Annotated in this window: 24 protein-coding genes; 18 read left to right on the top strand and 6 right to left on the bottom strand. The window is 63.1% G+C overall.

From position 1 onward, the window contains the following. The first annotated feature begins 1 nt into the window (after position 1). From AZ34_RS11640 to AZ34_RS11575, 16 genes are all read left to right on the top strand, one after another. Positions 2 to 370 (top strand): phage tail tube protein, encoded by a 369-nt coding sequence (locus tag AZ34_RS11640; protein WP_035608200.1) that lies wholly within the window; start codon positions 2 to 4, stop codon positions 368 to 370. A 1-nt stretch (position 371) separates the two neighbouring features. Beyond that, entirely contained in the window at positions 372 to 710 is a 339-nt protein-coding gene (locus AZ34_RS11635) for a phage tail assembly protein (RefSeq protein WP_155831796.1), read from the top strand. A 186-nt stretch (positions 711 to 896) separates the two neighbouring features. Further along, positions 897 to 1,028, top strand: coding sequence for a hypothetical protein (locus AZ34_RS18910; RefSeq protein ID WP_269320444.1), 132 nt, complete (start codon positions 897 to 899; stop codon positions 1,026 to 1,028). A gap of 64 nt (positions 1,029 to 1,092) precedes the next feature. Next, the gene (locus tag AZ34_RS11630; RefSeq protein ID WP_155831795.1) at positions 1,093 to 2,775 is read left to right on the top strand and encodes a hypothetical protein; all 1,683 of its coding nucleotides are present in this window, start codon (positions 1,093 to 1,095) and stop codon (positions 2,773 to 2,775) included. A gap of 2 nt (positions 2,776 to 2,777) precedes the next feature. Further along, on the top strand, positions 2,778 to 4,055 hold the full coding sequence (locus tag AZ34_RS17640) for a DNA circularization protein (protein ID WP_051509739.1): 1,278 nt from the start codon (positions 2,778 to 2,780) through the stop codon (positions 4,053 to 4,055). 2 nt (positions 4,056 to 4,057) lie between these two features. Continuing rightward, complete coding sequence (locus tag AZ34_RS11620) at positions 4,058 to 5,167, top strand: phage baseplate assembly protein (protein WP_035608194.1); 1,110 nt, start codon at positions 4,058 to 4,060, stop codon at positions 5,165 to 5,167. Position 5,168: 1 nt separating this feature from the next. Next, the gene (locus AZ34_RS11615) at positions 5,169 to 5,726 is read left to right on the top strand and encodes a phage baseplate assembly protein V (RefSeq protein WP_035608192.1); all 558 of its coding nucleotides are present in this window, start codon (positions 5,169 to 5,171) and stop codon (positions 5,724 to 5,726) included. Between the two features lie 9 nt (positions 5,727 to 5,735). Continuing rightward, positions 5,736 to 6,188, top strand: coding sequence for a phage GP46 family protein (locus AZ34_RS11610; RefSeq protein WP_035608191.1), 453 nt, complete (start codon positions 5,736 to 5,738; stop codon positions 6,186 to 6,188). Positions 6,189 to 6,191: 3 nt separating this feature from the next. Then, positions 6,192 to 7,292 carry a baseplate J/gp47 family protein gene (locus tag AZ34_RS11605; RefSeq protein ID WP_035608188.1) on the top strand — a complete coding sequence of 367 codons (1,101 nt, stop codon included), beginning with the start codon at positions 6,192 to 6,194 and terminating at the stop codon, positions 7,290 to 7,292. After that, positions 7,289 to 7,924 (top strand): DUF2313 domain-containing protein, encoded by a 636-nt coding sequence (locus AZ34_RS11600; RefSeq protein ID WP_197026540.1) that lies wholly within the window; start codon positions 7,289 to 7,291, stop codon positions 7,922 to 7,924. The genes AZ34_RS11605 and AZ34_RS11600 overlap by 4 nt, the downstream gene beginning before the upstream one ends. Before the next feature lie 11 nt (positions 7,925 to 7,935). Continuing rightward, positions 7,936 to 9,132 carry a hypothetical protein gene (locus AZ34_RS17635; protein ID WP_051509737.1) on the top strand — a complete coding sequence of 399 codons (1,197 nt, stop codon included), beginning with the start codon at positions 7,936 to 7,938 and terminating at the stop codon, positions 9,130 to 9,132. A 628-nt stretch (positions 9,133 to 9,760) separates the two neighbouring features. Beyond that, positions 9,761 to 9,916 (top strand): hypothetical protein, encoded by a 156-nt coding sequence (locus tag AZ34_RS18355; RefSeq protein ID WP_155831794.1) that lies wholly within the window; start codon positions 9,761 to 9,763, stop codon positions 9,914 to 9,916. A gap of 218 nt (positions 9,917 to 10,134) precedes the next feature. Next, a complete protein-coding gene (locus tag AZ34_RS11590; protein ID WP_051509736.1) occupies positions 10,135 to 10,569 on the top strand; it encodes a hypothetical protein in 435 nt (144 codons plus the stop codon). Beyond that, positions 10,569 to 11,039, top strand: a complete 471-nt coding sequence (locus AZ34_RS11585; RefSeq protein WP_035608184.1) for a D-Ala-D-Ala carboxypeptidase family metallohydrolase — start codon at positions 10,569 to 10,571, stop codon at positions 11,037 to 11,039. Before AZ34_RS11590 ends, AZ34_RS11585 begins: the two co-directional genes overlap by 1 nt. After that, entirely contained in the window at positions 11,036 to 11,386 is a 351-nt protein-coding gene (locus AZ34_RS11580) for a hypothetical protein (protein WP_035608182.1), read from the top strand. Before AZ34_RS11585 ends, AZ34_RS11580 begins: the two co-directional genes overlap by 4 nt. A 262-nt stretch (positions 11,387 to 11,648) precedes the next feature. After that, a complete protein-coding gene (locus AZ34_RS11575; protein ID WP_035608180.1) occupies positions 11,649 to 12,443 on the top strand; it encodes a DNA adenine methylase in 795 nt (264 codons plus the stop codon). Positions 12,444 to 12,679: 236 nt separating this feature from the next. Here AZ34_RS11575 and AZ34_RS11570 read toward each other — a convergent pair whose 3' ends face one another. Further along, positions 12,680 to 13,414 (bottom strand): hypothetical protein, encoded by a 735-nt coding sequence (locus AZ34_RS11570; RefSeq protein ID WP_155831793.1) that lies wholly within the window; start codon positions 13,412 to 13,414, stop codon positions 12,680 to 12,682. A gap of 238 nt (positions 13,415 to 13,652) precedes the next feature. Between AZ34_RS11570 and AZ34_RS11565 the strand changes: the two genes are divergently transcribed. Next, a complete protein-coding gene (locus tag AZ34_RS11565) occupies positions 13,653 to 14,309 on the top strand; it encodes an SOS response-associated peptidase (RefSeq protein ID WP_035608176.1) in 657 nt (218 codons plus the stop codon). 357 nt (positions 14,310 to 14,666) lie between these two features. Here AZ34_RS11565 and AZ34_RS11560 read toward each other — a convergent pair whose 3' ends face one another. Beyond that, positions 14,667 to 16,151, bottom strand: coding sequence for an NAD-dependent succinate-semialdehyde dehydrogenase (locus AZ34_RS11560; RefSeq protein WP_035608174.1), 1,485 nt, complete (start codon positions 16,149 to 16,151; stop codon positions 14,667 to 14,669). 62 nt (positions 16,152 to 16,213) lie between these two features. On the opposite strand from AZ34_RS11560, the gene AZ34_RS11555 reads away from it, so the two are divergent. Continuing rightward, positions 16,214 to 16,993 (top strand): sulfite exporter TauE/SafE family protein, encoded by a 780-nt coding sequence (locus AZ34_RS11555; protein WP_035608172.1) that lies wholly within the window; start codon positions 16,214 to 16,216, stop codon positions 16,991 to 16,993. Positions 16,994 to 16,997: 4 nt separating this feature from the next. Here AZ34_RS11555 and AZ34_RS11550 read toward each other — a convergent pair whose 3' ends face one another. The 4 genes from AZ34_RS11550 to AZ34_RS11535 form a co-directional block, all read right to left on the bottom strand. Continuing rightward, positions 16,998 to 18,410: a gamma-aminobutyraldehyde dehydrogenase gene (locus AZ34_RS11550; RefSeq protein WP_197026608.1), complete on the bottom strand. Its 1,413-nt coding sequence runs from the start codon at positions 18,408 to 18,410 to the stop codon at positions 16,998 to 17,000. A 237-nt stretch (positions 18,411 to 18,647) separates the two neighbouring features. Further along, complete coding sequence (locus AZ34_RS11545) at positions 18,648 to 19,409, bottom strand: ABC transporter permease (RefSeq protein ID WP_231495520.1); 762 nt, start codon at positions 19,407 to 19,409, stop codon at positions 18,648 to 18,650. 22 nt (positions 19,410 to 19,431) lie between these two features. Continuing rightward, positions 19,432 to 20,403, bottom strand: coding sequence for an ABC transporter permease (locus tag AZ34_RS11540; RefSeq protein ID WP_051509734.1), 972 nt, complete (start codon positions 20,401 to 20,403; stop codon positions 19,432 to 19,434). Next, entirely contained in the window at positions 20,400 to 21,404 is a 1,005-nt protein-coding gene (locus AZ34_RS11535) for an ABC transporter ATP-binding protein (protein ID WP_035608167.1), read from the bottom strand. Before AZ34_RS11535 ends, AZ34_RS11540 begins: the two co-directional genes overlap by 4 nt. Between the last annotated feature and the right edge of the window lie 73 nt (positions 21,405 to 21,477).

Here is a 21,477-nt window from a genome sequence, read left to right as displayed (position 1 = left end):
CATGAGCAAGAAGCTTCTCGGGCGCGCCTTTGTGCGCGTCAACGGCAACACGCTGGCCAGCCTGCCTGGCACTGCAAAGCTGCGCATTGGCGGCATGGCGCGCACGCCGATCAATGGCGACAGCGGCTACCTCGGTTACACGGAGAAATTCGTGAACTCCGAGATCTCGCTGGAGTACGCGGTCGATGAACTCACCGATCCCATCGCGCTCAACGATGTGAAGGACGCCGTGGTCACCTTCGAAGCGGACACAGGCCAGGTCTGGGTCATCCGCAATGCCACGGCCTCCGGCGCTGAAGACAACGAAGTCAGCAGCGGTGAGGGCAAGGCCACCATCAAATTCTTCGGCGATGCCGCGCAGCAGGTCTGACATGAGAAAACCAGTTGAAATGCCATTGGGCGAACCGATTCAGGCGCACGGCCAGACGGTGAATTCCTTGACCTTCAAGCCGCTGAAGGGCAAGGACATCCGACAGATGCCGGCGAGTCGCAGTGCTGACGCCCTGTTGGCCATGGTGGCGATCAGCGCCGGCATACCGCCTAGCTCGGTGGACCAGATGGATGGTGGCGATGTCACCCGCGCCATGGAGATCGTGAGCGATTTTTTGCTCCCGGTTACCCGGATTGGCGAAGCGTCTGGGGAGAAATCCGAGCCCTCGCCCCCGAGTGGGACTGGGGAGACGACAGGCGCAACGGCGACCGCCAGCTGATTCTGCAGGGCGTGCCAGGGTATCCCGCCTGGCACGTCGCCCTGCAGGTCATCCGGCCGATGGTGGCTTACATCTTCCATTTCCCTCCCTCAGAGATATGGGAGCTGGACGTGGACGAGCTGCACTTCTGGTACGCACAGGCGCAACAGATTGCAGAGAGCGCAAGGGGCGAGTAGGATGCCGACCATGGACAACCATCCCCGCCGCAAGAACCTTGTCGAGATCGTCAGCACCCTTGCGCTGGCCGTGAGGGCCGCACTCAGCCTCGGCGTGCTTGCAGCGATTGTCTGGGCGATCTGGCCACTGTTGAGCAGCTGATAGAGCGCTACACCGTTTCGTGTGAAACCCGCCTTCTGGCGGGTTTTCTTTTTGTGGGGTTGAAATGGCAACAAGACCAGAGCGCGCCGCAATCGTCCTCTCGGCCGTCGACCGCTTTACCGAGATGTTTGACCGGCTGGATGCACGATTGAACCGCGTGAGCAAGCCGGTGAAGGCTATGCAGAAGGCGCTCAAACCTATTGCCTCGGATCTCGCCACCCATATCCGCACGTGGATTGGTACGACGGTGGCGATCTGGGCCGGTGTGGGGGCGGTCACGGCATTTGCAAACCAGGCCGTGAACTCGGCGGACAAGGTGGGCGATCTGGCAGCTCGATACCAGCTGAGCGCTCGCTCAGTACAGGTCTACGGCAGTTTGGTGGAGGAGGCGGGGGGAAGCGTAGACACTGCCGCAAAGGCCATGGGGCGCCTGCGCAAGGCCATGAATGAGGCTGTTGCCGGGGACGAAGAGCAGCGGGCAGCCTTTGCTGGCGTGGGCCTGGGGGTCGAGGAATTGCGGCGCCTTGCGCCCGATGAGGTCATGCTGCGCATGGCCGATGCCTTCAAGGCCAGCGACCGGGAGGGACAGAAAAACGCGGTCCTGCTCAAGGTCATGGGCGAAGAGGGCACCGTCTTCATGGACGTGATGAACCAGGGTGGCGCGGCATACCGCCGCCGCTTGGCCGAGATGCGCGCCGATGGATCTCTCCTCAGCCGCGAGCAGCTCGACCAAGCCGATGCGTTCGACAAAAGCTGGTCGCGTCTCATGCGCACCATCACGGGGGTCAAGAACGCGCTGGGCCTGCAGCTCGCCAATGCGCTGGGGCCTTTTGTCGATCAGGTTCAGAAGTGGGTCTCGGCCAATCGAGGGTTGATCCAACAGAAGTTCGACACCTTCCTGGAGCGTTTGCCCGGACTGCTGGAGTCTGCCCGGCGGTTCTTCGTTCAATTGGCCACGGTGGCAGATGCGGCGGCGAGCGTCTTCGCTCGATTGGTGGATGTGTTGGGGCCAGTGGGCGCGGTGTTTTCCATCCTCACCGTTGTCTCCGCGCCTACCGTGGTGGCCTTCGTGAGCTTGATCGTCACGGTGGGTAAGCTGACATGGGCAGTGGTGTCATTCACCCGAATCCTGCCCGTGCTCGCCGTGCTGCTGAGGTTTGTTTGGGGCGTGCTGGCGGCCAACCCCATCGCAGCGATCATCATGGTGGTGGCCACCTTGGCCATGGTGGTCTACAACAACTTCGGCAAGATCGTCGACTACATTTCCGGTGCCTGGAAGCGTATCAAGTCCGTGTTTGAGATCGGCTTCTTTGATGGCCTCTTTCAACTCTGGCTGGAAGGGTGGCAGGCGTTCGGTAACGCGATCATCGGCATCATCAAGGCCATCACGCCGGATTTCTTGCTGCCTGAGTCGTTCAAGAATTTCCAGTTCACTTTCGCCACTGATCGCGCCAATCGTCTGCAGAACGGCGAGGAAAAGAGCCTCGCGCAAATGCAAGCGGAGCAGCCGAAGCAACAGTTCCCCCTGACTCTTTCTCGGGGGCCAGCGGCACCCACTACCGGCGGCATCTTCACTGCAGCCCAGGCCGCACAGGCTCAGGCGGGAGTCCAGCGCCAGGCGATCCAAAACACGATCCGCCTGCAGATCGACGGAGACGGGAGGCCAAAGGTGAAGGAAATCAGCTCTGGCTCGGCCAACACGAAGATCAGCGTTGGAACTGGCCATCAACTTTTGGGTGCTTTGTAAAAATGGCTTGGCGAGACGAACTGAAGCCCGCGAGCTTTCGCGGGAAGCCCTTCCATGTCGAAGGCGGCTCTGTCACCGGTGGCCGCAGACAAGCGGCGCATGAGTACCCGCAGCGCGATGCAGGCTGGCAGGAAGACATGGGGCGCCGGACCCGTGTTTATAAGGTGGATGCTTTCCTGCTCGGCGCTGGCTACATGACCCAGCGTGATGCGCTCATGGCCGCACTGGAGGCACCAGGCCCCGGCAAGCTGGTGCACCCGTACCACGGTGAGCAGCGTGTTGTAGTCGAAACCTTCGAGATGGAGGAGCGCACTGAGCGCGGTGGGTACGTCCAGATCTCGATAACCTTTACCGAGGCCGGCGAGCAGCTTGAGCCCAGCGCCACCACGGATCTGTTGGCACAGGTTCAAGAAAAGCAGGCCGCCGCCGAATCAGCTGCGGCGCAAGGTTTCGCGGACAAATGGAGGGTTCTCGGCCAAACAGGTAGCGTCGTGGGCGCTGCTCTGGACAAGGTCAACAAGCTGATGGCCCTACCCGCCATGAGCGTTGAGAACTGGGCCTGGGTGCGAAGCAATCCAGTTTCCGCCTTGGGGGCGTTGTTGCCAGAGCGGCTTCAGCAGAGCATGGGCAATCCCTTTGCCCTGGCGCGCGGCCTGCAGACGTTGATGCGCCGCAGTGAGCGGGTGGGTGACCTGTTGAAGGGAACGGCGGCTGATTGGGGTGGTGGCAGCACCAGATCTGCACCCTCCCTTTCACAGGCGGGCATCGCCCAAAGCAATTCCTCGGCGCTGGAAACCTTCGTGGCTCAGAGCGCAGCCATCAATGTGATGGCGTTGGCGGTGGGCGCGCCACGCGAAGATGCGCAGGGCAACATACCGACCAGTAGCAGCGCCTGGACGATCAACAGCATGGACGAGCAGAGCGCAGCCGTGGCGCGCGCGGCTGTCCTCGCTCAAACTGACGCGCTGCTCTTTGGTGATGGAACGGCCAGTGCCGAGGTGGGTGGCCTGGTCATCAACGCGCCCGAAACGGAGATTGCGCAATCGTTGATGGATCTGCGTACAAGCGTCATCGACCGACTGGCGGAGCTGGCGCGGGGAGGTGGCGTGGTTCGAAGTAGTACGCCCCTGCAGACGGTCCCCGCTGTAGTGCTGGCACATGCCCTCTACGGTGACGATTGGTTTCAGTCTGGCCGCGCGGAAGAGCTGGCTGCACGCAACCGCATCATTCACCCCGGCTTCGTGCCTGCTGGCCAGGTCATCACGTACATCGTCAACTGAACATGGCAAACGCTGATGACATGCTCACCTTGAGAGTGGGCGGGCAAAACTACGCCGGTTGGACGGGCATTCGCATCCCTCTCTCGCTGGAACAGCTCGCGGGTAGCTTTTCACTGAGCCTGACGGAGCGCTGGCCTGGTCAGCCTACGAGCTGGGCTATACCTCCCGGTGAGTTCTGCGAGGTGCTGATCGGGCGAGGCGAGGGGGGCGGTACGCCCGTCATCAGCGGCTATGTCGATACGGTGAATGTTGGGTATGACGGGCAGTCTCACTCGATCGATGTGGCCGGTCGCGACAAGGCTGGAGATCTGGTGGACTGCAGTGCGCCCATCATCACCTACAAGGACCTCACCTTCGGCCAGATCGCGGATAAGCTGCTGGCTCCCTACAACATGCAGCTCACGTGGCAGGTGGCGCAGGGCAAGAAGATTCCGGTGTTCACGGTCCAGCCCGGCGAAAGTGTGTACCGGGCGCTGGATCGTCTGGCCAAGCAGGAGGCCATCCTGCTCATCAGCGACGCGCAGACTACCGGTGGCCTCATCGCCACGCGCGCGGGCAAGGGTGGCTTTGCTGGCACAGCCTTGCGCTTCGGCCAAAACATCAAGGCTGCGACCGGTGAGCACAGTCACTTGGACCTGTTCAGCGAGATCTCGGTACAGGCCCAGCAGGGCGCGGGCGGGGCAGAGGAGTTCAACGTCAGCAAGTCCGCGCCGAAGGGCACGGTTCGACGCAACTCGGGACTGGCGGGCAGCAGCGCCGTGCTTCGTCATCGGCCCTTGCTCATCCTGGCAGAGACGCAGGCGGACGGTGCGCGCTGCCAGATTCGTGCGGAGTGGGAGGCCGCCCGCCGTCAGGCACAGGCGCAACGTTACGTCATCACGGTGCAAGGCTGGCGGCGGCGAAATGGCGAGCTATGGCGACTCAACCAGATCGTCTCGGTCTGGTGTCCTTGGCTTCGGGTGGATGGCGACCTGCTCATTGTCGGCGTGAACTACGTCCTCGATGACCAGGGCACTCGCACCGAGCTGATCGTTATTGACACCCAGGCTTACGTGCCCTTGCCCGAGATCCCGGCGCCGGGCAAAGGCAAGAAATTCGACCTGATAGGCTGATATGAGCATCGAGAGATTTGTCGCGGCCGCGCTTGAGCCGCTGCGCAGCCGTGTCCAGCTGATGGTCGGGCGCGCCATTCTGAAGGTCGTGGATGACGCTGGCGCCATTCAGCGAGTGCAGATGTCTGCACTGGCCGGCGAGCTGATTGAGGCAGAGCGGGTGCAGCAGTATGGATTTTCCAGTGTGCCGCTGCAGGGCGCCGAGGCCGTCTTCCTGGCCGTCGGCGGTGATCGGGGCCACGCGGTCGTGGTGGCCGCAGACGACAGGCGGCACCGCCCCCGGGAGCTGAAAGCCGGTGAGGTCTGTCTCTACAACAACAAGGGCGCGTTCATCCTGCTGGACAAGGACGGGCACGCCACTGTCTCCGCCCCGATGGTCACCCTCGTGGCCAGCGACAAGGTCCGGATCGATGCGCCGACAGCGGAGTTCACGGGGGACGTGGTGGACAACTGCGAAACCAACACCGTGACCATGGCTCAGATGCGGACCATCTTCAACCTGCATACGCAACCGGTTAGCGGCGGCACGGCGGGGGCTCCGACACCACTCATGGAGTAGTTCACACGTATGGACATTGCCACTTTGCCGCGCGCCGATGGCGCGGGGTACGACATTGCCGTGGACAACGGCGCGCTGGCCATGGACGCCAGCTTGCAGACGGACATCACGCTGAGTCTGCTCACGGACCGCCGCGCAGATAACAGCGAGGCAGAAGCCCTGGGCGCGAATGCCTCGCGGCGGGGATGGTGGGGTGACGCGCTGAATGCGCGCCCTGTCGGCTCGCGGTTGTGGTTGTTGCGCCGCGAAAAGCTCACCGCCGATGTGCTGACCACCGCTGCTGACTACGCGCAAGAGGCGCTTGACTGGCTGGTAACGAGGGGGCGGGTGGACAGTCTCAACGTTACAGCTTCTGCCGTTCGCCTTGCTGGCGCGGGCAACAAGGAAGCACTGGCACTGGCGGTACGCATTGTGCGCGGCGCAGAAGTCCAGATCTTCAACGTGAACGTACCGGGGGCCTGAGCGATGGCATACAACAAACCGAACCTGCGCACGATCATCGACGGTATTGTCACCAACATCAATGCCCGGCTTCAGGGTGTTGATGCCCGTCTACCGGGCAGCAACCTGAACGCGCAGGCCTATGCATTCGGAGCGGCCGTACACGGCCTGTATGGCTACGTCGAGTGGGCACTGAAGCAAGCCAACCCGATGACGGCCGAAGAGCAGTACCTGGAGGATTGGGCGGATCTTCTCCTGCCCACAGGGCGCCTGAGTGCCGTCCCAGCTGAAGGGGCTGTCGTGGCCTCGGGTGCAGAAGGCAGCGTCATACCGCAAGGCGCGCTGCTACAGCGTGCAGACGGCGTGCAGTACCAGACGGCGGAGGAGGGCGGTATTGGTGAATCCGGCTCTGTCGAAATTGACGCAGTGGCCGTTGAGCCTGGCCAGGCTGGCAACTCAGTGGCAGGCATGACCCTGAGCTGGATCAGTCCGGTCGAAGGTGTTGCCGCACAGGCAAGCGTTGCATCGGTCGGAATGACCGGCGGCGCAGAGGCCGAGCAAGATGATTCCTTGCGTGCCCGCATCAAGCAGCGCCTGCGTGCCCTGGCCTTCGGCGGTCGAGTGGAGGACTACATTGCCTGGGCGCTGGAGGTGCCAGGGACCACGCGAGCCTGGCTGCGCCGAGAGATCGACGGCGACAGCATCAATCTCACGCTGTATTTCGTGCGGGACGGCGACGAGTCCATCGTGCCAGACGCAGCAGAGGTAGAGGCCATGCAGGCGTACCTGGATGCGAAGCGCCCGGTCAAGGGGTTCTGCACGGCGGCCGCTCCCACCCTCGTCCCGATCAATTTCAACATCAGCAGCCTGCAGCCGGCCACGCTGGCGGTGCGGAATGCCATCGATGCTGAGTTGAGCGACCTCATCCTGCGCGAGGCCGCGCCTGGTGGTTCGGTCCTCACCAGCACGCAAACCGTACTCGGCGGGACGATTCCTTTGAGCCACATGCGCGCAGCCATCAGCGCCGCCAACGGCGAGGAGGACCACGTACTCACCAGCCCTGTGGCCAACGATGTGCGAGGCGAAGGCGAGTTGGCGGTGATGGGCACTATCGCCTGGAGTTGAGCATGGCAGACAACGTAAGCCTGGACGCGCTGGATGGCGTGGCCTATCTTCGCCAGCTACAGGCGCTTTTGCCCACCGGCGCCGCCTGGCCGCGCGACGACGACAGCAATCTCACCCGCCTGTTGAGTGCTCTGGCACAGACGCTGGCCAACGTGGGAATGACTGCCGGCGTCATGACGCAAATCCCGGATCTGTTCGATGTCAGTCTGGGCGGGGTCGGTGGTGGTGCAGCGCACCTGGAAGTTTTCGAGGAGTGGGAGGCCTCGCTTGGCCTTTCGCCTGTCGATGGGGATGGCGAGGCCTATTCCATGGCCGATCGCGTAATGCGCGCGCGCTTCATTCTGACGGACGCGGGGGGCGCGTCCAGTTCCTACTACACGCGCATCGCGGAGTTGCTGGGCATGCCAGGCGTCACGGTTGACGAGACCGGCACCGTGGACGGAGATCCCATGCCCGGTTATCTCTGGCGCGTGAACTTGCCCATCCCGATCAGTGGCGTGTTGCGGCTGGCCAGCTGCAATGACGATTGCAACATGGTGCTCGGCATGTTTTCGCGCAGCTTTGTCGAGGAAGAGATCTACAAGCGGCGCCAGGCGCAGACAGAGGTTCTGTTCGCCTATCTGGATGAATAAGGAAAAGGTCTATGCAGCGCATCGATACATTGACGAAGGCCGAGGACCTGTTCGGTCCCGGCAAGCACGGGTTCAAGGACGGCAATCCGGGCGAGGGCATTCTGCCCACGGGTCTGAATGCCAAGTATTTCAACATCACGCAGGAAGAGATCGCGTCGTTGGTGGAATGGGCAGGCATTGTGCTCAACGAGGCGGACAGCACTCAGTTGCGGCAAGCACTCATCGCGAAGTTCCAGGCCAAGCATGCGATCTTGACCGCGTTGGCAGGCCTCGCGGGTACTGCCAACAAGCTGCCGTACTTCACGGGGGCCGACACGATGGCCCTGGCCACCGTGTTCGAGCTGGGCGCGGCACCCCTGGACAGCGCTGCGCTCACGGGTTCGCCCACCGCGCCCACGCCAGCATTCGGGCTCAACAACAACCGGATCGCCACGATGGCGGCGCTTCAGGCGGTGCGTGCAGACATCCTCGGCGGCGCCGCGCCTGAACTGCTGAACCAGATCGCGGAGCTGGCAGCGGCCATCGGCAACGATCCCAACTTCGCGGTGACGCTGGCAACCCAGTTGGGCCAGCGCCCAAAGAAGTACGCCAAGAATGCGCTACCCGTTGTAGACGAAGGCCCCATCATCGTCGTCGGCGGCGATGGCGTTTGGGAGTGGTCCGCCTCGGCCTATTACACGGGCTACCGGCATCCAAGGTGTGGCGAACCTATCTTCGGCGTCACAGCCGCGCCTCGCCCGTTTGAACTTCCTGGCCTTGGGGGTCTTTTCGACAAGGCTGCATATCCGCAGCTCTGGGGTCAGGTCCAGGAGTCTGGTTTGGTCGTGTCTCAGGCCCAGTACGACGCGGAGCTGGGCGCGTATTGGTTTGTTAATGTGTCCGCAACGCAGTTTCGTGTGCCCAACATGCTTGGGCCGAATAGCTGGGGTATGTTTCCGCGCTGGGCAGCGGGTGGTGTAGACGCAGACACTGCAAATGCAATTGCCCTCGGCACGCGCAAGCTGGACACGATGCAAGGGCATTTTCACGGGCCATCAAGCATTGGCATATCCGTCGATTTAATCGGTCAATCTGGCACAAATCGCAACGTTCCACAGGGGGCAAGCACGACAGGAGGCCCGGTCGCAGACACGCAGCACGGCATACCTCGTGTCGGCATGGAGACCTCTGGTCGCTTCATTGCCTTCTATCCCCGCATTCACGTCTAGACGTGGATGCGGGGATGGAATGCGACGAAACGCGGCGTAGTTTCGGCTGTGCCTGCGCTACCGGTTTGGGTGCCGTCAGCAGTGCCGTCGTTTGATCGCGCACGGTTTCCTGCTCCGCCAGCAACGAACGATGTAATTGCCTCGTGGGTGTGGGCTTTGATCGTGTCCAACTTGCGCGTTCCGAGGGCAATTGCATTTGCAGCGCAACGGCCAGGTCAGACGTGGATGCGTGGATGAAAGGCCGTGTTGATCCCGCGCGTTTCCTGAGCCTTGCGGCCACTACCTGTCCCCATCGGGTCGGCGCGATTTACGTTGGACCCACTCGCGTAGTCAGCCACCGCGCCTCCCGCTCCAAACACGCGGGAGGCGCCGCTTCCGTTTGGGTGGGTGTGCTCTTGGTAGGCGTCAAGCTGCCTGGTGCCCATGCCCCGCGCATTTGCAGTGTCACAGCCAGTTAGCCACCAGCTCGCGTGCTGATCGGGCCTCTACAAGTAGGCACCCCTGGTGGGGTGAGCAGTTGATCATGAATCACAAGCCTGAGTTGAAAAGTCTGGCACGGGGCGTGAGTTGACTCGATTGCCGCGCAGAGCGTTACTGAGGCCATCGCAACACCCCGCCGGAGACCATGATGTTTAAGTTCACCAAGCTCGCCAACGCCCGCAGTTTCGCCAACCGCGCTGAGAAGCTGATGATGATCGTCATGGGGGATGACGAGCGCTTCTGGGTCACAACCCCGGCGCATGCAGAGCGCCTGGTTAAGGCGGGGTACGAGTACGCAATCTGAGCCACCGCAGAGCTGAATCTGGAAGGGCCACCACGCGGTGGCCTTTTCTTTTGCGCGCAACCAGTAGTTCAGGTTGTGAACGCGGTTCCCCCAAGAGTCGGCCAGAGATGTGGCCAGGATTTAAAGCTGTATCTCTTCTTTCTCGCCCGTACCAGGCCCTGGTGCGGGCTTTTTACTTTCCGCCTTCCATGACGGAGATATCAACCATGAGGATCAACATGACCGAACCTGGCACTACCGCTGGTGCGTTTGCAGCGCACAAAGCTTTTCTCTATTCGTTGCCGGTCATCGGCTTCGTGCTGACCTTCTGGCTCGGGTTGCGCTATGCGCCCCTACGCAAGGAAGCGCAGTGGAAAGACCTGGTGGACCGGCTTGCAGCTTGTGTCGTCAGCAGCTTCGTCTGCGGTGTGCCAGCGGTGCTGGCGCTCATGCACTACTACCCCGAGGCCTTCGCGCTGGCCAGCCAGCTTGCCTTGGCTATGGGCGTGCCGACGAACCTTGGCGCGGTCGCCGGCATCGTCATCGTGTGCGCCTGGATCTTGCCGCTCTGCAGCTTGCCGGGGCCTTGGCTCTTTGCGGCCGTCTACCTCTGGCTCAAGCGTCAGAAGGGCAAGGACGCCGGCGAGATCATCAAGACCGTGAGGGGGAAGTGATGAAGCTATCCCCCAATTTCTGGCTTTCCGAGTTCACGGACTCCGACACGGCCGAGCGCCTTGGCATCGACAACACATTGCCGGCTGAGCTGATGGCAGAAGCCAGGCAGACGGCTGCGTTCATGGAGCAGATCCGCGCCCATCTGAGCGGGGTCAAAGAGGATGACGTGCCCATCGATGCGTTGAGCGGCTATCGCTGCCTGGCGCTCAACCGTGCGCTGAAGAGCGACGACGGCAGCGATCACCGCCGCATGCAGGCCATTGACTTCATCGCGCCCACATTTGGCTCTCCCTTGGAGATCTGCCGCGCCCTGGCTCCTGTGGTGGACCGGCTGGGCATCGGCCAGCTCATCTACGAGCACACGTGGGTCCATGTCAGTCGCCGGCCGCAGGTCAAGGCGTTCAACCGAATCTTGACGCTCGCGAAAGCCGGCGGCTACCTGCCGGGCATTGTCGAGGCCAAAGCATGAATCCCTGGCTGATCCTCATCGCGGTCCTCGCGGCCGTGGGCAGTGGCGCAGTGGGCTTCAACCTTGGCCAGGATGCCGAAACCGCGCGCAACGCGCGGGAAGAGCGACTTGTGCAACAAGCCACCAATTCCGCCGCAACGGCCAGCGCGCAAGCGATCAGTGCCATCCGCGTCACCAACACCACCATCCACCAGGAGCTGCAGCGTGAAATCCGTGAAAAGCCTGTCTATTTTGACTGCCGTCACAGCCCTGACGGGCTGCGCGCCGTTAACGCAGCACTCGTCGGCGCCAGGCCCGAGTCCGTTGGTGGTGGCCAGCTGCCCGCCGCTGACAACCCTGGCCGATGACACCTTCGCGTCGACCAGCGAGAAACTGGTGGAGGTGGCCGGCCTGTACCACGCTTGCCGTGCTGCGGCCGGCATCGTCGATTTGCGGCCCCCCTGACGCAGTGCAGACGTCTGGACCGCCCTAGAAAAAAGACAAGGCGACCGGCCAGAGAGCGGTAACTCCCTGACCGGCCGCCAATTCACAGAGCAAGCCTGTGAGCCAGCCAAGGCCTTGCCACCTCCCGGGAGGCAGGGCAGTGTATCCCCTTGACGAAACTCACCCATGGCATTCCCCATCATCCCCTGGCTGGGTGGCAAGCGCCGCCTGGCCGAAACCATCATTCCCCGTTTCCCCGCACATGAGTGCTATGTCGAAGTCTTCGCCGGCGGCGCAGCGTTGTACTTCCTGCGGCCGCCAGCGGCCGTGGAGGTTATCAACGATGTCAACGGCGACTTGGTCAACCTGTACCGAGTCGTGCAGCGCCACCTCGAAGAGTTTGTGCGCCAGTTCAAGTGGGCGCTGTCGAGCCGCGAGATCTTCAAGTGGACGCAGGACACGCCACCGGAAACGCTGACGGACATCCAACGTGCCGCGCGCTTCTACTACCTGCAGCACCAGGCCTTTGGTGGCAAGGTGCAGGGGCAGACCTGGGGCACGGCTACGACGGCGCCTGCACCCACTGTGAACCTGCTGCGTCTGGAGGAAGACCTCAGCGCTGCCCATCTACGGCTCCATGGCGCCTATATCGAGCGCCTAGACTGGCAAGAGTGCATGCGGCGGTACGACAGGCCCCACACGCTGTTCTATCTCGACCCGCCGTACTGGCAGACCGAGGGATACGGCGTGCCCTTCGAATGGACGCAATACGTGGCCATGGCCAAGCTGCTGCACGAGATCCGCGGCAAGGCGGTTTTGAGCCTCAACGACCACCCGGAGATCCGAGAGTGCTTCAAAGGCCTGCACATGGAAACCGTCCCGATCAGCTACACGGTTGGTGGGGGCGGGCGGGCAGTCGAGCGCACCGAGTTGCTGATCTTCAGTTGGGACGTAATCGCTGAGCCTGCAGGTCTGTTTTGAGGCGATGAATAGAGCCTATCGCAGCAGGCAATGCTTGTGCGCTGCGCGGTGTCATTGGCAAATCTGCACCGCGCCTTCTCCCCGCCCCAGGTACCCCGCAATGGGGCGCTTGGGGCGGGGATTTTTGTTTTCTCCCGTGGTAGAAGCAGCGGGGTTCGCTGGCTTGCGTGACCCGATCACGTCCTCGAATGATTTATAGGCGAGGCAATCGCAGTGGTGGGTAATGCGCGTCGACATCAATAGCCAGCAATGCTGGACGTAAGGGCTTTTCGCCGCTCCGCTAGTCTCTGAATCTCAGTGTTGATTCGATTCTTCAATTTGACCATGTCTAGCTTGGAGAGATCGTCAACTTGGGAGTTGTGATACTTGATGTCCGTCAAAAGGTCTTCTTGAAACTTTAGAGCTATGCCGTTCTGAAAATCTGAGTACAAAAGACGATGGATTGTGAGGTTGATCCGCCGCACGCGCCTTTGGTAGTCGTTGATGTCGTTTGTAAGATCGAATGAGATGTCGCCAAGCTGTGGTGCTTGTGTATCAAACGAAGTATCGACCAGCATCTCGCGTGGCATCTTAAGTTGAAGCACTGGGACTGTCTTCTCGTTTCTTAGTGCTTGCATTGCCAATGCGGGGCCAATGGGGAAGACGCCGCCTACTTTCTTTTCAGCCTTTTTCATGACGTCAACCAGATCAAGAGGCTCACCCAATTTGATCTCAACACGGTAGTCTTGCTTCAGCAACAGCTCCGTGTTCTTGTCCACCTCTGCGCGGATGCTGTTTAAATAGGCGACGTCCTGTTGGAGGCTCTTAAGCAATTCAACGTTCTGTGAGTACTCAAATGACTTTGTAAGGCTGTATAGCCCAGTTGCAAACGAAATGGCTCCAGCTACAGACGCGCCTACGACTGCACCAATGACCTCGCGTTGATATCGTTTGATGAATGATTCCGGTCGCACTGAAGTTTCCGATGGCATATTCCTCCCTGTGGATAATTTAAATTGCAGTACCTTGCCCGATTAATTCAACGTTGACGCCATATGCTGGGCGCACGGTGATCGGCAACTTCCTTCTTTAGTGTACGGATTCAATTTGGTCTGGACAAGGCATCTGAGCATGATTGTGAGAGCTGGAAGCTTGCTCGCCTTGTGTGAGGCTTGATACTTGACCACGTGCCAAGCGATATCCGCCGTCATGAAGGTCTTCAAGGCAGCTATGTGCAACCGCTACGTCTCCCCCCAGGAAGCCGCCATCGAGCGCATGTGGCACATTGGCGGCCACAACAACAACCCTTGGCGTGGCGGAGGGGTCTTCCCGCGCGGCCAGGGTGCATTCATCCGGCGCGCCAGGCATGACGCCGGCTACACCCGCGAGCTGGCGGCGGGGCAGTGGGGCCTGATCCCATGGTTTGCCAAGACGCCGAAGCTGCCCTACAGCACCAACAACGCCCGCAGCGAGGAGCTGGCCAGCAAGGCCAGCTTCAAAGCCTCATGGGCGCGTGGCCAGCGCTGCATCATCCCAGCCGAGTCCTTCGACGAGCCGTGCTGGGAGACTGGAAAAAACGTCTGGTGGACCTTCCGGCGCGCGGACGGCGAGCCCTGGGGCTTGGCCGGCCTGTGGAACGTGTGGGTGGACGAGACCACGGGCGAGGAGGTCGAGAGCTACACCATGCTGACCATCAACGCCGACGCGCATCCCATCATGTCGCGCATGCACAAGCCAGACCCCAAGCTTCCGCCAGACCATCAGGACAAGCGCAGCGTTATTTCGATTGAGGTGGGGGATGTCGATCTCTGGCTTCAGGGGACGGTTGATCAGGCTCGGGCGCTGCTGGCTGCACCGGCTGCGGGACGGTTCGCTCCCCAGGGGTAACGCCGGCCGGCGGGGCAGTCATGTAGCGGCTGTGCTGGCTTGGGCCCAGGCGCTCATCGGGATCTGGTAGATCCCGAATTTCTTTTGTCCATTCCAGGGGCACCGCGCCGGGAAATCGCTCGGCTGCCGTCTCGATCGTCATGCGGTACGTGGTCCGCTTCGGACGCTTGGCGCCAGGAGGCAGATACTCAAAGAAGTAGAACGCGGTGGAGCGCACAGTCTGGCGTAGGTTTTGGCGTAGGTTCTTAGGAAAACCGACTAACCTCAGAGGGAGTTTGGTTCTACCATTGAACTACACCCGCCTTGCCGAAGCAGGCGCGCATTCTAACGTGCGCGGCCCGTTGTTTTCGACGCCTCTTACTTGAGAATGTCGCCCAGGCAGAGGTATTTCATCTCCACGTACTCGTCGATGCCGTGGCTGGAGCCTTCGCGGCCCAAGCCGGACTGCTTGACGCCGCCGAAGGGCACATGTTCCGTGGCGATGACGCCCGCGTTGATGCCCACCATGCCGTATTCCAGCGCCTCGCTGACGCGGAAGATGCGGCCGATGTCCCGGCTGTAGAAGTAGCTGGCGAGCCCGAAGATGGTCGCGTTGGCGGCGGCGATGGCTTCCTGCTCGGTCTTGAAACGGAACACGGGAGCGAAGGGACCGAAGGTTTCCTCGGTGGCGCAGAGCATGTCGGCCTTCGCTTCGGCCACCACGGTGGGTTGGAAGAATTGACCGTCCAGCTTCTTGCCGCCCGCGAGCAGCTTGCCGCCCTTGGCGACGGCATCGGCCAGGTGGCGCTGCACCTTCTCGACCGCCGCTGCCTCGATCAGTGGGCCTTGCACCACACCGTCCTCGAAACCGTTGCCGACCTTGAGCGTCTGGACCTTGGCAGCGAACTTTTGCACGAACTCGTCGTACACGCCGTCCTGCACGTAGATGCGGTTGGCGCAGACGCAGGTCTGGCCCGCGTTGCGGTACTTGCTGGCGATGGCGCCTTCGACGGCGCTGTCGATGTCGGCGTCGTCGAAGACAATGAAGGGGGCGTTGCCGCCGAGCTCCAGCGCGAGCTTCTTGACCGAGGGCGCGCTCTGCTGCATCAGGATACGACCCACCTCGGTGGAGCCGGTGAAGCTGATGTGGCGCACGGTTTCGCTGGCGCAGAACACCTTGCCCACGGCGATGCTGTTGGCGCTGTCGGCTGTCACCACGTTGAGCACGCCGGCCGGAATGCCCGCGCGCACGGCGAGTTCGGCGGCGGCGAGCGCCGTCAGCGGCGTCAGCTCGGCCGGCTTGATGACCACCGGGCAGCCTGCGGCCAGCGCGGGTGCCACCTTGCGCGTGATCATGGCCAGCGGGAAGTTCCAGGGCGTGATGGCCGCGCACACGCCGATCGGTTGGCGCAGCACCAGCAGGCGGCGGTTGTTGTCGAACTGGGGCAGGGTTTCGCCGTTGACGCGCTTGGCTTCCTCGGCGTACCACTCGACGAAGCTGGCGCCATAAGCTACTTCGCCCTTGGCCTCGGCATAGGGCTTGCCTTGCTCGGCGGTCATCAGGCGGCCCAGGTCATCCTGGTTGGCCATCAGCAGGTCGAACCACTTGCGCAGGATCAGGCTGCGCTCCTTGCCTGTCTTGGCGCGCCAGGCTGGCCAGGCCTTGTCGGCGGCGGTGATGGCGACCTCGGCATCCTGGGGCCCCAGATTGGCCACGTCGGCCAGCTTCTGGCCGGTGGCGGGGTCGTGCACGTCGAAGCGCGCCGCCGCGCTGCCCTTGACCCACTGGCCGTTGATGAGCGCGTCGGTCTTGAGCAGGGACGGGTCCTTGAGCTGGGTGAGAGGCGAGGCTTTCATGTCCATGGGATGATCTCCGTCAAACGAATGCTTTGCATTCTCTCACTTCCCCCTTTCCGCTTCCCTGCATGACCTGGTCTTCCCTGCTGTCCACTTTCCCCCTGATCACCCAGCCCGGCTTCTACGCCGTCGCCATTCCCGCCGTCCTGCTGATGGGCGTCAGCAAGAGCGGTTTCGGGGCCGGTTTCGGTGCCCTGGCCGTGCCCTTGATGGCGCTGGCCGTGCCCGTGCCGCAAGCGGCAGCCATCTTCATGCCCATCCTGCTGGTGATGGACCTGCTCGGCCTCTGGGCCTTTCGTCGCCACGTCAACTGGGCCTTGCTGCGCTTCATGCTGCCCTGCGCGTTGGTGGGCGTCGTGGTCGGCACGCTGCTGTTTCGCCTGCTGGACGCGCGCCTGGTGGCCGGACTGGTGGGACTGTTCACGCTGCTGTTCCTGGCGCAGCGCCTGCTGTTCCCACCTCGGCCCGACAGCGCGCCGCCGCCGCGCTGGCTGGGGGCCGTGCTGGTGGCCACGGGTGGTTTCACGAGTTTCGTGTCGCACGCAGGCGGGCCGCCAGTCAACGCCTATGTGATTCCACTGCGCCTGGCGCCCCTGGTGTTCACCGGCACCATGGCCTACCTCTTTTTCGTGGTGAACCTCAGCAAATGGGCGCCTTATGCCTGGCTGGGCTTGCTGGACCTGGGCAATCTGGCCACGTCCATCGCGCTGCTGCCGCTGGCACCCTTGGGGGTGTGGATCGGGGTGAACATCGCCAAACGCATTGACCAGAAGCTGTTCTACCGCCTCTTGTACTGGGGCATGGCCCTCACGGGCTGCAAGCTGGTCTGGGACGGCTGGCTGGCCTGAGCGTTCACAGCTTGACCATCACGTGCCGCGGCACCGTGTAGTCTTCCAGCGCGTACATGGACAGGTCCTTGCCGTAGCCGCTGGACTTGAGACCGCCGTGCGGCATCTCGTTGACCAGCATGAAGTGGGTGTTGATCCAGGTGCAACCGTACTGGAGTTTGCGCGCCACCTTCATGGCCCGACCAATGTCCTGCGTCCAGACCGAGGAGGCCAGGCCGTAGTCCGAATCGTTGGCCCAGACGATGGCCTCGTCCGGATCGCTGAAGCGCGTGACCGACACCACTGGGCCGAAGACCTCACGGCGCACGATTTCGTCGTCCTGCCGCGCGCCGGCGATCACCGTGGGTTCATAGAAGAAGCCGCCGCCCGCACGCGATTTGCCGCCGGTGGTGATCTCCATGTGGCCGACCATCTGTGCCCGCTCGACGAAGCTGGCCACGCGCTCGCGCTGACGTTCGGAAATCACTGGGCCCAGTTCCACGCCGTCCTCGTCCTGCGTGCCCATCTTGAGCGTCTTGACGGCCGCGCTGAGGTCGGCCACCAGGCGGTCGTAAACCTTGGCGCCCGCATAGAGACGGCAGGCGGCCGTGCAGTCCTGCCCGGCGTTGTAATAACCGAAGGTGCGGATGCCCTCGACCACGGCGTCGATGTCCGCGTCGTCGAAGACGATGACCGGCGCCTTGCCGCCCAGTTCGAGGTGCGTGCGTTTCAGCGTGCCGGTGGCGGCCTGAAGGATCTTGCGGCCGGTGGCCACGTCCCCGGTCAGCGAGACCATGCGCACCAGCGGGTGCTCCACCAGGGGCTGGCCCACGCTGGCGCCGCGTCCGCAGACCACGTTGAACACGCCAGGCGGAAAGATCTCGGCGGCCACGCGCGCCAGCAGCAGGGTGGTCAGCGGCGTCTGTTCGCTGGGTTTGATGACCACCGTGTTGCCCGCGGCCAGCGCCGGGGCCGTTTTCCAGGCCGCCATCATCAGCGGGTAATTCCAGGGCGCGATGGAACCGACCACGCCGATCGGGTCACGCCGGATCATGCTGGTGTGGCCGGCCAGGTATTCACCCGCCAGCGGGCCGTGCAGATTGCGTGCGGCGCCCGCGAAATAGCGGAAGCAGTCGGCGATCGCCGGAATCTCGTCTTCCAGTGCGCGCGCGTAGGGCTTGCCAGTGTTGAGTGATTCGAGCCGCGCGAATTGTTCGCCGCGCGTCTCGATGGCGTCGGCCAGCTTGAGCAGCAGGCGCGAACGTTCCTGCGGCGTGCTGTCGGCCCAGCTTTCGAAAGCGCGGTGCGCGCCCAGTACCGCGCGGTTGACTTGCTCGTGCGAGGCTTCGGGCACCGCGACAATGAGCTCGCCCGTGGCTGGGTTCAGCACCTGTTCGGCCTCGCCTTCGCCGCCGACGAACTGACCGTCGATCAGCAGTTCGGTGTGGATCAGTTGCTGGATTTCTTTCATGAAACTTCTCCTAAAGAGATGGTTTTGAATTGGCGCGAAACGCCGTGGACCCGGCTTTGCCGGTCCACCGGCGTTGCCCCTTGCGGGCTGAAAAGCCGCGGCTCCAAGCCTGCCTGCGCAGGCTGGGACGGCTTGAAGAGCCCCGGACTCTGGCCGTGGCACAGATGCGAGCTACACGCAGTGAGCGAGAGTCGGCGGGAGCCATTACTTTTCGTCGGACCGCGTGAGCCAGTACGCGGCCAGGATGGGGATGAAGGTCAGCGCGATGATCACGACCGCCACCACATTGGTCACCGGGCGCTGGCGCGGGCGGATCAGCTCTTGCAGCATCCAGATCGGCAACGTGGCTTGCTGCCCTGCGGTGAAGGTGGTGACGATCACCTCGTCGAAGCTGAGCGCGAAGGCCAGCAGGCCGCCGGCCAGCAGGGCCGAACCGAGCTGGGGCAGGATGACGTAGCGCACGGTCTGGAAGCCGTTCGCGCCCAGGTCCATCGAGGCCTCGATCAGGGACGGGCTGGTGCGGCGCAGCCGCGCGACGGCGTTGTTGTAGACCACGACCACGCAGAAGGTCGCGTGGCCGATCACGATGGTCCAGAAGCTGAACGGAATTTCCAGCGTGCTGTAGGCCGAGCGCAGCGCGATGCCGGTGATGATGCCTGGCAGGGCCAAGGGCAGGATCAGCAGCAGCGAGATCGCGTCACGCCCGAAGAAGCGGCTGCGCGCCAATGCTGCGGCAGCCAGGGTGCCGAGCACCAGCGCGATGGCGGTGGACAGGCTGGCCACCTTGAACGAGAGACCGATGGCGCGCCACACGTCCTCCCGTTCCCAGGCCACGGAGAACCAGCGCGTGGTCAGCGCGGGCGGCGGGAAGACGTAGCTTTTGTCCTCGGCGCTGAAGGCGTAGAGGATGATCAGCGCCAGCGGGATGTGCAAAAAGAGCACGGCCCCCCAGGTCGCGGCGCGCAAGCCCCATCCCGCCCTGGAAGTGTCAGACCGCATCGAAAGCCCCCAGACGTTTGGCGAACCAGAGGTAGACGCCGATCACCGCGATCGGCACCAGCGAGAAGGCGGCCGCGAAAGGGATGTTGCCGGCCACGCCCTGCTGGCGGTAGACCACCTGGCCGATGAAGAGCGTGGAGTCGCCGATCACCTGCGGAATGATGTAGTCACCCAGGGTGAGCGAGAAGGTGAAGATCGAGCCCGCCGCGATGCCGGGCATGGCCAGGGGAAAGATCACCTTCCAGAACGTGGTGCGCGGCCGCGCACCCAGGTCGTCCGAGGCTTCGAGCAGGGAGCCAGGGATGCGTTCGATGGCGGCCTGGATGGGCAGGACCATGAAGGGCAGCCACATGTAGACAAAGACGATGAAGGTGCCCAGGCGCGAAAAGGAGAGCGAGGGGCCGCCGATCCCGGGTGTGGCCAGCAGCAGATCGAGCAACCAGCTCAGGTGCAGCTCGGCCAGGGTCCAGGAGATGGCGCCTTCCTTGGCGAGCAAAAGCTTCCAGGCGTAGAGGCGCACCAGGTAGCTGGACCACAGCGGCAGCATGACCGCGATGTAGAGCAGGGCTTTTTGCGGGCCGCGCGCGTGACGGGCCATGTAGAAAGCCAGGGGGAAAGCGAGGGTGATGCAGGCCAGCGTGACCGCGAGGGCCATGCCGACGGTGCGCAAGGCAACGTCGACGTTGGTGGGGTTGAGCAGTTCGCGGAAATTGGCCAGCGTGAGCGACGAGTGATCCACCAGCCCGGAAAACTCGTCGAGCGTGAAGAAGCTGTTGGCCAGCAGGGCGAACAGTGCGCCCAGATAGACCACGCCGAACCACAGCAGGGGCGGTGCCAGCAGCGCGAGCAGCAGCAGGCCGCGCCGGGTGTAGAGCAGGTCGGAAAGCCAGCGCACGAAGCCACCGGACGGGATTGTTGCGCCGTCGGACAGAGGCGTGGCCGTGGCCGAGGCGGTGCTCATGCCGTCGCTTCCAGCACATGCACCGCATCGGCGTCCCAGTGCAGGTGCACCATGTCGCCGGGAGCGGGTGGCACGGCCTGCGGGCTCAGGTCCACCGTCACGGTCTCGCCGCGCCAATCGACGCGCAGGCGCGAGAAGGCGCCGAAGTACTGCTGATCCAGCACCATGCCACCGAGGCGCGAACCATCGGCCACGCCGAGCCGGATGCGTTCGGGTCGCAGCATCACGCTGTCGGCCTGCGCCAGTTCCCGCGCGCGTGCGCCGTCAAAGACATTGGCCGCGCCGACAAAGTCGGCCACGAAGCGCGTGCTGGGCTGGTCATAGATGGCGCGCGGCGTACCCACCTGTTCCAGCCGGCCCTGGTTGAACACGCCGATGCGGTCACTCATGGACAGGGCTTCGTGCTGGTCGTGGGTGATGAAGAGGAAGGTGATGCCGAGCTGGCGCTGCAGGGCCTTGAGCTCGGTCTGCATCTGCTCGCGCAGTTTCAGGTCCAGCGCGCCCAGGGGTTCGTCGAGCAGCAGCACCTGGGGCTGCTTGATCAGCGCACGCGCCAGGGCAACGCGCTGGCGCTGCCCGCCCGAGAGCTGCGCGGGGCGGCGTACGCCGACCTGGCTCAGGCGCACGAGTTCCAGCATCTCGTCGGCGCGACGATGGCGCGTTGCCTTGTCCACGCCTTGGACCATGAGGCCGTAGGCCACGTTGTCGCGGATGCTCATGTGCGGAAACAGCGCGTAGTCCTGGAACACGGTGTTCACGGGCCGCGCATAGGGTGGCAGATGGCTCACGTCCTGCCCGCCGATCAGGATGCGTCCCGCGCTCGGCAGCGTGAAGCCGCCGATCATGCGCAGGCAGGTGGTCTTGCCCGAACCCGATGGCCCGAGCAGGGTGAAGAACTCGCCCCCCTCGATGCTCAGGTCCACCCGGTCCACGGCGCGCACGGCCTGCGCGCCATGGCCGAAGACACAGGAAACGGATTCGAGAGAAACAGCGACGCTCATGAAAGCCGGGATGTTGGTAGGAATGGGGTTGAAACCAAGGGCACTCGCGGAGCTGGCTTTGCCAGTCCGCTGA

The organism is Hylemonella gracilis str. Niagara R, from assembly GCF_000600295.1.
GTDB classification, from domain to species: domain Bacteria; phylum Pseudomonadota; class Gammaproteobacteria; order Burkholderiales; family Burkholderiaceae_C; genus Hylemonella; species Hylemonella gracilis_A.
The sequence above is the reverse complement of the archived record's forward strand: the minus strand, read 5'-3'. Positions and strand labels throughout refer to the sequence as shown.